Annotated in this window: 1 pseudogene; it reads left to right on the top strand. The window is 34.4% G+C overall.

The window, feature by feature from the left end:
* Positions 1-483, top strand: a pseudogene (locus GQ594_RS11885) (hypothetical protein); the annotation flags it as partial.

Consider the following 483-nt stretch of genomic DNA (forward strand, 5'->3'; position numbering starts at 1 on the left):
TATGGTTTGGTAGTGCCATAAAAGCCGAAACTCGCAAAAAATTAAAAATGGGTTATACCAGTGGCGATATGACGCTAAAAGAGGTCCAAAAAAACTACACGCAAGAATCCGTCAGTAATAATCCCAGACCAATAGGACCTTACTATGCTTATAACGATCGCTATTTAGAGATCCGTGGTGGCATGTTTGAAAATTTTAGGGGTATTCTCTCTTGGATATCATTACTTATTTTTTTAATGCCATATAGTGCAGGTTATGCAGCTTCATATATCATATTGGATCTTAATAACTATAAATCTGAGGAAATAGCATCAGGAATATTCGCAATAATATTCTTTTCAATTATTTTTTTAATTTTGACTTATTTATGCATCCGTTATTTCCGCTATATTTATCGCTTTGAACTATTTACCATCCGCCATATTCGGGTACGGTTTAATCGAGTCACAAAGCAAGTGTATATTCAACGCCCTAAATATTGTG

It is taken from the genome of Gilliamella sp. Pra-s52, assembly GCF_009795805.1.
Lineage (GTDB): Bacteria > Pseudomonadota > Gammaproteobacteria > Enterobacterales > Orbaceae > Gilliamella.